Source organism: Clostridium sp. ATCC 25772 (assembly GCF_001573875.1).
GTDB lineage: Bacteria > Bacillota > Clostridia > Clostridiales > Clostridiaceae > Clostridium_J > Clostridium_J senegalense.
Genome location: NZ_LFRG01000016.1, coordinates 37,653 through 51,147 on the forward strand (window position 1 = coordinate 37,653; position 13,495 = coordinate 51,147).

The 13,495-nt window shown below is 25.0% G+C and carries 10 protein-coding genes; 7 read left to right on the forward strand and 3 right to left on the reverse strand.

Annotated elements, in window-relative coordinates:
* Nucleotides 1-200: 200 nt before the first annotated feature.
* Nucleotides 201-836: a TrkA C-terminal domain-containing protein gene (locus AZI32_RS08420; protein ID WP_061995418.1), complete on the reverse strand. Its 636-nt coding sequence runs from the start codon at nucleotides 834-836 to the stop codon at nucleotides 201-203.
* 473 nt (nucleotides 837-1,309) lie between these two features.
* Here AZI32_RS08420 and AZI32_RS08425 point away from each other — a divergent pair, with 473 nt between their 5' ends.
* A complete protein-coding gene (locus tag AZI32_RS08425; RefSeq protein WP_082761188.1) occupies nucleotides 1,310-2,863 on the forward strand; it encodes a BCCT family transporter in 1,554 nt (517 codons plus the stop codon).
* 95 nt (nucleotides 2,864-2,958) lie between these two features.
* Here the strand turns inward: AZI32_RS08425 and AZI32_RS08430 are convergent, their stop codons facing one another.
* On the reverse strand, nucleotides 2,959-3,162 hold the full coding sequence (locus AZI32_RS08430; RefSeq protein ID WP_061995419.1) for a heavy metal-associated domain-containing protein: 204 nt from the start codon (nucleotides 3,160-3,162) through the stop codon (nucleotides 2,959-2,961).
* Nucleotides 3,163-3,342: 180 nt separating this feature from the next.
* On the opposite strand from AZI32_RS08430, the gene AZI32_RS08435 reads away from it, so the two are divergent.
* The 6 genes from AZI32_RS08435 (at nucleotide 3,343) to AZI32_RS08460 (ending at nucleotide 12,707) form a co-directional block, all read left to right on the forward strand.
* A complete protein-coding gene (locus AZI32_RS08435; protein WP_061995420.1) occupies nucleotides 3,343-3,807 on the forward strand; it encodes a hypothetical protein in 465 nt (154 codons plus the stop codon).
* 772 nt (nucleotides 3,808-4,579) lie between these two features.
* Nucleotides 4,580-5,305, forward strand: a complete 726-nt coding sequence (locus AZI32_RS08440; RefSeq protein WP_010294520.1) for a lysoplasmalogenase — start codon at nucleotides 4,580-4,582, stop codon at nucleotides 5,303-5,305.
* A gap of 223 nt (nucleotides 5,306-5,528) precedes the next feature.
* Nucleotides 5,529-7,046 (forward strand): murein biosynthesis integral membrane protein MurJ, encoded by a 1,518-nt coding sequence (gene murJ / locus AZI32_RS08445; protein ID WP_061995421.1) that lies wholly within the window; start codon nucleotides 5,529-5,531, stop codon nucleotides 7,044-7,046.
* A gap of 49 nt (nucleotides 7,047-7,095) precedes the next feature.
* Nucleotides 7,096-7,920: a MerR family transcriptional regulator gene (locus tag AZI32_RS08450; protein WP_061995422.1), complete on the forward strand. Its 825-nt coding sequence runs from the start codon at nucleotides 7,096-7,098 to the stop codon at nucleotides 7,918-7,920.
* A gap of 244 nt (nucleotides 7,921-8,164) precedes the next feature.
* Complete coding sequence (locus AZI32_RS08455; RefSeq protein ID WP_061995423.1) at nucleotides 8,165-9,523, forward strand: MATE family efflux transporter; 1,359 nt, start codon at nucleotides 8,165-8,167, stop codon at nucleotides 9,521-9,523.
* A gap of 1,042 nt (nucleotides 9,524-10,565) precedes the next feature.
* Nucleotides 10,566-12,707 (forward strand): GGDEF domain-containing phosphodiesterase, encoded by a 2,142-nt coding sequence (locus AZI32_RS08460; RefSeq protein WP_061995424.1) that lies wholly within the window; start codon nucleotides 10,566-10,568, stop codon nucleotides 12,705-12,707.
* Between the two features lie 30 nt (nucleotides 12,708-12,737).
* Here AZI32_RS08460 and AZI32_RS08465 read toward each other — a convergent pair whose 3' ends face one another.
* Nucleotides 12,738-13,478: a TIGR03915 family putative DNA repair protein gene (locus AZI32_RS08465; protein ID WP_061995425.1), complete on the reverse strand. Its 741-nt coding sequence runs from the start codon at nucleotides 13,476-13,478 to the stop codon at nucleotides 12,738-12,740.
* Nucleotides 13,479-13,495: the final 17 nt, after the last annotated feature.

Here is a 13,495-nt window from a genome sequence, read left to right on the forward strand (position 1 = left end):
ATCAAACATGGAAATGTAAGATTATATGTTTTAAATGATGAAAATCAAGTTGTAAAGATAAAGTATAATGATAGGAAATATGTATTTATAAATTTTGAAAATAAAAATAAAACAGAAGAGTTTTATAAGAAATTAAAAAAGTAAATATAAAATGCTATAAAAAGTTTCTATGAATAATATAAAACATAGAAACTTTTCTATTATATTCGATTAAAGGGATTAATCATGTAATTTTCAACGTTTTCTAGAACTTCATCATTGCCTACATAAATTAAAATATCTTTAGCTAATAATGTAAAGTAAGGTCCAGGAGATAAAAAAGTTTCATTATCACGCTTCACACCAATTATTGTAGCTTTTGTATGATGCCAAAAATTAAGCTCACCGATACTTTTGCCAATTATAGAACTGTCAACAGGTACAGTACTTTCAAAGGGAATTATTGTACCTACATTGCGAAGTTGAGTGGCAAATTTTATTATAGAATTTAATTTTTGCTCAATTTCATTATCAATTTTTTTCTTTTCGTTTAATAGTTCAAAAGTTTCTGATTTTAAGTTGTTGAAATCAGACTGAGTTTTAAATTTATTTAAAAAATCAACAGCTTTTTTCCTACTATTTATTATTATTCCACTTTTCTCATTTACTGTAACAACATCCATATCTTTAAGTAATGCAATGGATCTTCTTATAGTTTCAGGTGAAACTTGATAAATACTTACAAGTGTTGTTCTACCTGTTATTTTGCTACCTTCAGCAAATTCATTTTTAACTATTCTATGAGCTATATCAATAGCAATTCTTATGTAGTTTGGAATTTTCACTTTCTTTGTCATTATACATATGCACTCCCCTAAATATATACTATAAAAATTAAATGTTATAAATTTATTAAAAAGCTAATTTAAAAGTGAAATTAGAATAATTATATAGTTAAATAAGCTAGAATTTTAATTTATTCATGAATTATAGAAAATTTTTATTCTAATTATATTATTCAATTTAAGCTATTTTTAATTATGTGGTTACTATTTAGGCATCGAAAATTTCTAATGTATAAGTTGAAAGGAAATTTTAGAGCCATATATATTCACACAATTTTAAATTTTATCATAAAAAATATAAGATGTAAAATTAATATAAAGATATAATGGGACAATTTGCATTATGACAACTTATATGTTAATATAAATGTGTCAGAACAAAAAAGTAAGTAACTTAATATATTGAAATTAAGTTACTTTTTTATTCTCAAAACTGACAACTTTATAAAAAGGATAAGATTTCACTTAGGGGGTAGATAAATTTTATGATTTATAAAAAAGAGAAGAATATTAATAAAAAATTTTTGAAAGATAATATAGTCTATATTAGTTCTATAGTATTTGCTATATTGGTAGTAATTTGTGGAGTGTTTTTTAGAACTAGTTTAGAAAATGGAGTAAATTTAGTATATTCAATAATAATAGATAAATTTTCATGGGTCTATTGTGGTCTTATGCTTATATTCTTTTTATTTTGTATATGGATAGCATTTAGCAAATTTAAGAATGTAAAGCTTGGGGACGATGATTCAAAACCAGAATTTTCAAATTTAACTTGGTTTTGTATGCTTTTTAGTGCAGGAATTGGAATAGGACTAGTTTTTTGGGGCGTAGCAGAACCATTAACACATTATATTAAACCGTTAAACCTTCAAGGGGCAACACCAGAGGCAAAGGAATTTGCTTTTACCAAATCATTTCTTCATATGGGAATATCCGCATGGGCATGTTATTCAGTTTTAGCATTAGCACTAGCATATATGCATTTTAGAAGAAAAAAACCCATACTTATTAGTAGTTTATTAATACCTTTAATAGGTGAGGAAAGAGCTAATGGAATGTTAGGAAAAATTGTTGATATATTTACTGTATTAGCAACGATGGCAGGAATAGTTACATCTCTTGGAATGGGGACTCTTCAAGTAAACAGTGGGCTAAATTATTTATTTGGAGTACCAGATAACAATGTTGTAAAGATAATAATAATATCAATAATAACAGTGTTATTTTTAATATCTGCTTGTACAGGTGTAAACAAAGGGATAAAAATATTATCTAATACCAATATGATTTTGGCAGGGATATTTTTAGTTATGGCAATTATTATAGGACCATTTAGTGATATGTTCAATAATTTAATCTTAGGATTAAAAGGGTATGCGGTAGAACTTGTTACTACTAACAATAATATCTTTGTAAAAGGTGAATGGTATGGGAAATGGACTATATTTTATTGGGGATGGTGGATTGCATGGGCTCCATCAGTAGCAATATTTATAGCTAGAGTTTCTAAAGGTAGAACTATAAAAGAATTTATAAGAGGAGTATTGTTTGTTCCAGCTGGTTTTTGTATTATTTGGATGAATGTATTTGGAACTTTAGGTATTAATGCACCGTTAAATGTTGGAACAGTTGCTATAAAAAAAGTTGAAACTGCCTTATTTATGATTCTTGAAACATATCCATTAGGTTGGGTAATGTCTATAATTGCTGTAATTTTACTGTTTACATTTTTCATAACTAGTGCAGATTCTGCAACTTACGTTTTGGGAATGATAACATCAAATGGAAATACAGAAGTTAAAAATTCTAAAAAAATAGTATTAGGAATGATGCAAGCTGGAATAACTATAGTACTACTTTTTGCTGGAGGGCTTGCTATGGTACAAAGTGCATCAATAGTTATGGCATTGCCTTTTGGTATTATAATGCTGATTGTAATTGTAGCCTTTACAAAGGAGTTATATGCAGTCGAAGGAGAAAGTGAAAGTTTGAAAAGTAAAAAAATAAGTGTGAAAAAGGTAGAATCACAGAGTTGAACAATTAATATTTATAAGCATTAAAAATATGTTTTAAAATAGAAAATAATAAAAGTAGGCAGTAATTTTTTAAATTACTGCCTATTTTTATCCAATTATTTTATTGAGTAGCCTGTATTTTCAATACAAGTTTTTATTTCATTTTCAGTAGCAGGTGAATTATATTCAACTTCCACAGATCCTCTTGCAAGATCAACTGCTATTTGTTGAATCCCCTCTATTTTAGTTAATGAATTTTTAATTTTAGTTTTACTCTCTGAATTTGCCATGCCGGAAATATTGAGATGTATTTTATTCATTATAACTCTCCTTTCATAAATTAATTTTAATAATGATTTTAAAGTAGCTTTTAAGTATAGTATTAAGTAAATAATTAAAATTTATCCTTATTGAAGCATTAAAGAATTCATAAAATTATTAAGCTTGAAATAGTATATTAATAAGAAATAAAATAAAATATAACACAAAAGGAATTTAAAATGGGAACAGGCAGAATAAGAAATATTCCAAGTAGACAATTGCAAAATGCTTTAGGTAGTGAGGAAGAACAATTATTATCATCTATACAAGCTATTTTCGTTGCGCCTATAAGAAATGTAGCTATTGATATTCAGTTTGGTATAACTATAGAATATTTTTTTATAATACTTTTATATTGGGTTAATAAATATAAAAATGGAAATTTTGAAGGGTTAGAGGATTTAGGAGAATTAGAGGTAGATGCTGAAACAATTGAACAAGAAGATGATATTTATTTTAAAAGTATAAAGTTTTTTGTTAATATTGCATATGTAAAAAATAAAAATGATATATATCCAGTAGCATATGCAATAATATTACCTATAACATGGAAAGAATTTATTACTTTTTTTACTATAGGTAAGATGACTAATCAATTGAGAGAAGAAGAAGTTATAGAAGAAGAGACAGAGACAGGATTATAATTAAATTGGTTTATATATTAAAGTAATTTATTTATAAGTATAGGTAAACAAGCTCCAATTTAAATTTATTCAATGATTTAAAAATGCTTCATATGAAATATAGCATTGAATTCTAAGTGATTCGGAACATGCCTCACTATTTTAGGTATCCAAGTTTAAAAATGGATAACTTTAAGAGTCAACTTGGAACCCTATATAGGAAAACAAGCTGCCATTTAAATTTATTCATCAAATTTTTGTTATCAGTTGAGAAAAATAAGTGCAAATATATTTACTTAAGAATTATGAATTATGAATTTAGGATGAAAGTGGCAACCACTTTCTGAAAATGATTTTAAAAAATCTATCAATATAATTTGCTTTACAAATTTATAAAAAGATACGTTGAAAATTACTAGGAACGAAGTGAGTAGTAATAACCAAAACTGTTCACTATTCACTATTCACTATTAACTTTTAACTAAAATAATCTTTTAGTTATTAAAAAAAATATTAATTTGAGTTTTCTCATTTGATAAATGAATAAGTTTAAGATTTAACTTGGAACCCTATAGAGGGATACAATCTTGAAATTAAATTTACACATGAAATTTTTGTTATCAGTTGAGAAAAATAACTACAACTGTTCACTAGTCACTCTTAACTTTTAACTAAAACAATCTGTTAGTTATTGGGAAAATATTAATTAAAACTTTCTCATTTGATAAATGAATAACTTTAAAGCCTAGTTCAAACCCCTATAGAGTAGTTAAAATAAATGGAGGTGAATTTTGTGTTGGTAGCAAAACGGATATTTTTATTAATTCCAATATTGCAGTTTATAGTTATAATTTTAGATAGTGTTTATGTAACGATTAGATGCAAAAAAGAAGGAAAAACCAATGGTGAACTTCATACTTTCATAAAAATGTTATTTAGTTTTTCAATGATAATAGTGGCTTTCATTTTTTGGGAAACAAATAACAATGAAAATTTAAAAACATATTTAATGTTCATATTTTTAGGAATGACTTTTTCAGCAATTGGGGATATGGCAATGGCAAAGCTTATAAAATCAAAAGATAGGTTAATGTTAGGTATGACGTTTTTTTCACTAGCACATATACTTTATATATTAAGTTATATAGAAATTACTAAGATTTTTCAATATGAATTTGGTGGACTGATTTTAATTTTCATTATAGGTTATATAGTAATTTTAGGTGTATGGAAAAAGTTTGTTTATAACAATACAAGAACTAAAAAATTTAATTTTATTAGCTTAATTTACTCAATTCTTATATCAACTATGATGTTTTTATCATTAAATTTAGCAATAGAATCTAAAGGGGAATTTATTATTTTAACTATAGGGGCAACTATATTTATGATTTCGGATTTTATAATATCTTTATCAGAAATAAAGGAGATAGGTCTTAAAAATCAATCCATTTGGGTTTGGATAACTTATGTTATTGCTCAAATTTGTATAGTTTATAATTATCTACTAGTTTTATAAAATTTAAATAAACATAGTGATTAGTGGATTTAGAAACATTTAAATATATAGTGGAAATAGACGGGGGTGTACCAAAATGAAGTTTTTTAAACTTGATTTTGATACAACCCCTCTTTTGTGTAAATTAAAATTCAAGTTTGTTTCCCTAGGGTATAGTAGAAGAAAAGTTTGTCTATAGTGTATAATATTATGGAAGTGATAAGAAAAGCATTTGGAGGAAATTATGAAAAAAAGATTAGCAAAAGCTGCTACGGTCATTATGATTATGACACTTATAAATAAAGCTATAGGATTCTTAAGAGATGCATTAGTGGGAAGTGCTTTTGGAACTACCTATCAGACAGATGCTTATAATATAGCTATGAATGTATCGGACTTTTTATTTATTATGATTGCATTAGCTATTACAACAACATTTATTCCAATACTGAGTGATACCTTAAATAAAAAAGGTAAAGAAGAAATGTTTGATTTTGCAAATAATATTATGAATATAACAACGGTATTAGGAATAATACTAATTATTTTAGGCGTTATATTTTCTCCGGCGATTGTAAAAATTATGGCGTTAAATGCAGATAGTAAAACTTTTAACTTAGCTGTAAATCTTACTAGAATTAGTGTTGTAACTTTAGTGTTTTTGATTATGCATTCAGGGTATACCGCTATACTTCAAACTATGGATGATTTTTTAGGACCAACAGTTGTTGGACTTATATTCAATATTCCGGTTATAGTTTACATATTATTTGGTGCAAATGGTGGTGTATATGGGTTAACAATTGCAACAGTTATTGGAGCTGCACTTAGGGCGTTAGCTCAAATTCCATTTTTATATAAACATGGATTTAGGTTTAAACCTATATTAAATTTAAGAGATAAACGAATAAAAAAAATGCTAATGTTGATTTTGCCAGTAATAATTGGAGCATCTGCGAATCAAATAAATAAACTAGTGGATCAAACATTAGCATCAGGCATAGCTAATGGAGGAATATCTGCATTGGTTTATGGTCAAAGAGTATCCGATGTTATTTATGCTACTTTTGCAGTGGCTATAATAACTGTTATTTTTCCAACTATGTCTATGGCTATAAGTGAAGATGATGGAGCGAAATTCAAATTTTATATGGAAAAGGGTATAAATAATATGAATATGATATTATTTCCATGTACAATAGGATTAATAGTACTTAGTACACCTATTATAACTGTAATATTTAAACATGGAATATTCGATGATAGAAGCGTAGAAATGACTGCTTCTGCACTTGCTTATTATGCAATTGGTATACCTTTTTTTGGGCTTAGAGATATATTTAATAAATCATTATATGCAGCTCAAGATACAAAAAAATCTACAATAAATGGAATAATTGCTGTAATAATAAACATAATACTAAGTTTATTATTCATAGAAAAACTAGGGTTAAAAGGACTAGCGTTATCAACTTCATTAGCTGCAATAGTAGCTACTATATTGTTATTTGGAAGTGTAAAACAAAAAATAAAAAATATAGAGACTAAACCTATATTTAAACCGACGTTAAAAATATTTATTGCTTCATTAGTGATGGGAGCTATAGTTAAACTTTCTTATGATTTGATATATAAGATTAATATGCTAGTAGCAATAGGTGTATCTATTGTAATAGGTATAATTATTTATAGTTTATTATTAAAAATGTTTAAAGTATCTGAATTTGAAGAGATTATTATATATATAAAGTCTAAGATTTAAAATTAGATATAAACTTAACAAAAGCAAAAGGTATAAGGGTGAATTTTTAATGAAAAATAAAATTTTAATTGGAGAAATGGCAAAATTACATAATGTATCAACTCAAACGCTTAGATATTATGATAAAATAGGACTTTTTAAGCCACAACACATAGATGAAGAGAATCAATATAGATATTATGATGTAGAACAATTTCCAATGTTAGATTCTATATTGTTTTTTAAAAAATTAGGAGTTTCTCTAGATGAGATTAAAGCATATTTTCATGACAGAGATTTAAATAAAATGGTAGATTTGTTAAAGGAACATGAAAAAATTTTAAAAAAAGAAATAAATATTTTAAATAAACATTTAAAAAATGTTAGAGAAAAAATTAATATAGTTGAATATTATAGAGATAATAATAATTTATACATATGTTCTTTTAGAGAAATGGAATCAAGAAAAGTTGTGTCATACAATTTGAAAAACGGTGGAAATAGTGTGAATTTTGAATACGGACTGAAAGAATTATACAAAAAAGTTAAATATGACAATTATATTTTTAATAGTAGAATTTGCTCCATAATATCTAAAGAAAACATATTAAATGGAAATTATAAGTATTTAGATGCAGTAGGGTTATTAGTTGAAAATGCTAATATCAAAGAAGACTATATTAAAGTTTTAAAGAAAGGAATATATGCTACTATTACGTATACTGGTGATGATGAGAAGAAGTATTTTAATAAGTTAATGAGATTCATAAAAGATAATAATTACAGCGTAAGTGGTGATGGAGTAATGATAACGATAATAGATATAACTTTTTCAGATTATAGTGATGAATACATAAAAGAGATGCAAATACCAGTTGAATTTAATAATATTTAAAAAAAAGCTAAAAGTAAGTTTGTTTAATTACTTTTAGCTTTTTTTATAAAAACATTAAATTCAGAATAGGGATAATTATGTGACAAAAGAATAAAAGAAAAGCTTATATTTCTTTCAAAAAAAACATCTTGACATTATAGCCGCTATAACCTTTACAATACCTCTTGGCGCATAAATAAAGTGTTCTAAAGTAATTTTAGATACACTTTTAGATATATTTAATTTAATTAGAGGAGGAATTGTTATGGGGAAAAGAGTAGATTTATTAAAAGATGATGTAAAGAAAACATTTATAAAATATTTAATACCAAGCATCGCAGGAATGATAGGTTTATCTTTAAATATTTTATTCGATACAATATTTGTAGGAAGAGGGGTAGGAAGCAATGGTCTTGCTGCATTAAATATAGTAATACCTATATTTAATGTTTTTTCATCAGTAGCTTTATTATTAGGAATAGGTGGAGCAACAGCAGTTTCAGTATCCATGGGAAAAAAAGAATATGATAGAGTAAATAAAATATTCACTACATCTATATTGATTAATATTTTAATAGGATTAATAATAACTATTTTTTCCGTAGTATTTATAAATAAACTATGTTATGGCTTAGGTGCAACTGAAGAAATTTTTTCAATGGTAAAAAGTTATCTAGGGGTAATTGTTTGGTTTAGTTGGGGATTTTTAATGGCTAATACTTTGGCGATTTTTGTTCGTAATGATAAAAATCCTAAACTTGCAATGTGGAGTATGCTTGCAGGAAATATGGCTAATGTAATATTTGATTATATATTTATATTTATTTTAGGATGGGGAATGAAAGGTGCAGCAATAGCAACAACAATGTCTCCAGTAGTAACAATAGTACTTTTAAGCACTCATTTTATAAGAGGAAATAATACATTAAGAATTACTGGTGATAATTTAAAAATAGATATAGAAATTTTAAAGAGAATATTTAAAAATGGTTTTCCAAGTTTTATAATGGAAATGTCAAATGGATTAATAATATTTGCATTTAATATGGTTATAGGTAATTTAATAGGTTCAATTGGTGTATCTTCATATAGTATAATTGCAAATATATCTCTGATATGTGTAGCTATATTTAATGGTATAGCTCAAGCTATTCAACCAATAATAAGTATAAATTACGGAGCACAACAATATGATAGAGCTAAAAAAGCTTTGAAATTAGGTGTGATAACAGCATTTTCTTTTGGCGTAGTATTTTATGGAATAGGATTTTTATTCCCAGAATTAATAGTTAGTCTATTTAGCAGAGGAAATGATAAGCTTACATCTATAACAGTTAATGGAATTGGTATCTATTTTATAGCATTTTTATTTATGGGATCAAACATATCTATGGTTTCATATTTTCAATCAATAGAAAGTTCTAAATCATCTACATTAGTTTCAATGTGTAGAGGGATTATATTTGTACTGATTTCATTATTAGTATTACCAAAGGTTTTTGGAATAAATGGAGTTTGGGCAACTATACCAATATCAGAATTAGCTAGTATTGTAGTTGCAATAATGTGTGTAAAAAAGACAGATATGGAAATTGAAAAAGAAAGTAGCTACAGCTTAAATTAATAGTAGTAAATATAAAACAAATAACTAGCCAGTTATAGGCTAGTTATTTTTTATATAAAAATGTGGTGTAAATTTAATTATTTTTTCTTTATAATTTTTTTCTTTTTAATGGTTTTCTTTTTAATAACTTTATTTTTAAGCTTTTTAATAGTTTTCTTTATTTTTTTAATTTTTTTAATGTGTTTCATAGAAATACCTCTCTAAATTCATAATTTTGGAATATAATTAAATTATAAAGTTTTAATACATATCTATTATATATTAAGGGAGATACTTTTTAAAAACAAAAAGATCAAGTATTAAAAAATATAGATATGGCTTGAAGATTAATATAGGGTTCCAAGTGGACTTCTAAAATTATCCATTCCAAAACTTGGATACCCCAAATAGTGAGACCTGCTTTGAATCGCTTAGAATTCGACACTACATTTTGTATGAAAATATTTTAAAGTTATTGAATAAATTTAAATTTGAGCTTGTTTCCCTATATAGCGTTCCAAGTTGACTTTTAAAATTATCCATTCCAAAACTTGGATACCTAAAATAGTGAGACATGCTCCGAATCACTTAAAATTCAACACTGTATCTTGTGTGAAAATATTTTAAAGTTATTGAATAAATTTAAATTGGAGCTTGTTTCCCTATAGTTAACTTATAAAAGTAAATTAACTCCCAATATATTTTAAATCATGTACTATTGATTATATAAAATTTATAATATTTAAGTTGAAATGTCAGTTTAGAAGTCTTTTGCAAAAAAAAGATAAGTTTTTTTAGAGAATAAAATTATTTTAGCTATATTTTAATTTAATTAGTTGTAAATTTAATATTAAGTGTATAGTTAATGCATTTTAAAAATAATAATTAATATAGATATTATTGACAGAGTAATAAACTTAAACTCTAGTATATTAATAAACTTTTAATGAATAATTTTATTAATTAAATTTTTCAAAGGTATTTTAAAAGATGGTGTAGAATAAAAACTAAAAAATCTATTTTAAAATACAAATTGTGGTATAAAAATATGAGGTGTTATTATATGATTTTTTATAATAAGGCTTATAATTGTTACTTAAATAAGCAATACGATAATATAAAGAAAGATTATAAAGTGAAATCGGAAGAAACTATACAAAGTTATGATGAGATTTTATGGGAATGGAATACAAACACTGAAGAATTCAATATAAACTTTATAGGATATGATATTTTAGGAATTAAAAAATATTATAAAAAAAAGGATGATATTGAGTTTTGGAAACAATTTATACATCCTGATGATGTAGATTATTCTTTTGATAAAATTTTAAATGATATTGTTTCTGATGATAAACAGAAATTTTCTAATGAATATAGAATAATAAGAGCTGATGGAACAGTAGGGAAATTAATTACTAGTGGTATAAGTTATAGAAATATACATGATGAAAAGGTAATAGTAGAATATATAGATAAATTTAAACAGTATGAAAACCTATGGTTTGACAAAAGCAAAGCAAGTTCCTATCCATACATAGGTGGGGGAATTGATGGAGTAATAAATATAGACACTAAAAATAAAAAAATTAAAATGAGTCCATCAATTAATGCAGTATTAGATGAATTAAATTTGCACAAAAAAATAAATTCTTTGAATCAATGTGCTGAATATTTTACTAAAGATGATACGTTAAAATATATTAAATCTTTTGAGGAGTTTTTAAAAAGTAGTGAGATATATTATTACAATCAGTTTAAGTTAATAAATAGAAATAATAATGAAAAATGGATAGAAATTAGAGGACAAGCTAATTTAGATAATTTAGGTAATAAAGATAAAGTTTATATTTCAGTAAAGGATATAACAAGAGAAAAAGAAGAAAAAAGAAAATATTCCCAAATAAGATATATTGACGATATTACAGAACTTCCAAATAAATTTTTTTTAAGAGAAATTTTAATGAAAAAAGATATGGAAAATTCAACAAAAATAAAAGAAAAAATGACGTTAATGCTTATAGATATTGATGATTTCAAGGAAATTAATGATAAATTAGGATATGATTTCGGTAATAAATTATTAAAGGCTGTAGGAAAGAAGATTAAAAATGGAGTAAATAAAAAAGATACAGTATTTAGATACAATGCAGATGAATTTTTTATTTTATATGAAGATTTCACTGGATATATGAGTGTGAAAGAAAATGCAGAAAAAGTAATTGAATTATTTAAATACCCGTTAAAAATAGATGAAAAAGATTTTTTTGTTAGTGTAAATGTTGGTATAGCAATTTATCCAGATCATGGGGCAATAATCAGTGATTTAATTTATAAAGCAGATATTGCTATGTTTAAATCTAAAAGCATAGGAAAAAATACTTTTAGCATTTTTGAAGTAGATAAATGTGATGAAGTAAATAGAATTTTTAATATGGAACAAGACTTAGTAAAAGCTATAAATAAAAATGAGATGTATGTGGTTTTTCAACCTAAAATAAACATTGCAAATGAAAAAACTATAGGATTGGAAGCATTGTTAAGATGGAATCATGGAAAAAAAGGAGTTATACCACCTAGTAAATTTATACCAGTTGCTGAAAGTACTAAATTGATAATTCCCATTGGAAGATTTGTTTTTGAGGAAGCTTGTAAAAAGTGTAGAGAACTTCTTGAGAATGGATATGATAATTTTAAAATATCTGTGAATTTATCTAAAATACAGTTGGAAGATAAATTACTAACAGAATTTTTAAAAGACACATTAAAAAAATATGATTTAGCGCCTAAATATATAGAATTAGAAATAACAGAAAGTTTAATAATGAACGCATTAGAAAAAAATTTAGCGACTTTAGATAACATTCATGATTATGGAATAAGTATGTCACTAGATGATTTTGGAGTTGGTCTATCACCTATAAAGTATTTGAAAATATTAAACTTAGATTGCTTAAAGATAGATAAAAGTTTCATTGATGACATAGGGGTAAATGAAAAAAGTGAAAGAATTATAGAAGGGTTAATAAAACTTGCACATAGTTTAAATCTTTTAGTTATTGCTGAGGGGGTAGAAAAAGAAGAACAAATAAATTATTTAAAAAAGCACTGCTGTGATATAGTTCAAGGATATTATTATGCAAAACCAATGAGTTTTGATGACACTATTACATTTTTGAGAAAAGAGAATATTTCTAAAAAATAATAGAGCTAATATTATTTTAGCTCTATTATTTTAGCTTGTTTCAATTAAAAATTTCCAATATCTTTTAGGCATTTGTCTATGTTGAAGGTTTGGATTTTTCCTGCTTTGTATAGAAGCAGAAGTATAGTAACTTTTCCATAAATCTTCATAAAATTCATCATTAATTTTAGTTGCTAAGTGATAGTTTGCTTTACTAAAAAAATCTATAAAATATTTTTCACCATTATATATGAGCGCTAATTCTCTTTTAACATCATGTATTATAAAACTTTGGTTTTTAAATCTATGAGTAAAATGTGATGCTATAAGAATTAAAATATTATTATCAGGCTCTATAGAAGCATAAAATTTATTGTCACCTAAATCTTTAAAACGTACAAAGCCAGTAAAACGATGGGCTTCTAATTTTACAGTTCTAGAAATCTTAGAAACTTTTAATATAATATCATTATTTAAATACATATCTACATCTTTTTTAAATTTAAAAGCTAATCTTATATAATTGTGAAGTATCCAATATTTTTCTTCATTGGCACTAAGAAATACGTACATAATATTCTTTATTGTTTCATTAGTAAAGATATTTTCCATTGCAGTATAAACTTTTGAAGAGTTATCTAAGTCAGTAATTATATCTATAAAATTATCTATAAGATTTGGAATACAATTTTTGGTTGCTATGATGTTATTAGGTTTAATATCATTATAATAACTATGATAAATACAAGTTAAAAATCCTTCAAAAGATCCATCAAAAGTATAGATATTCATAAACATTTCACCTACCG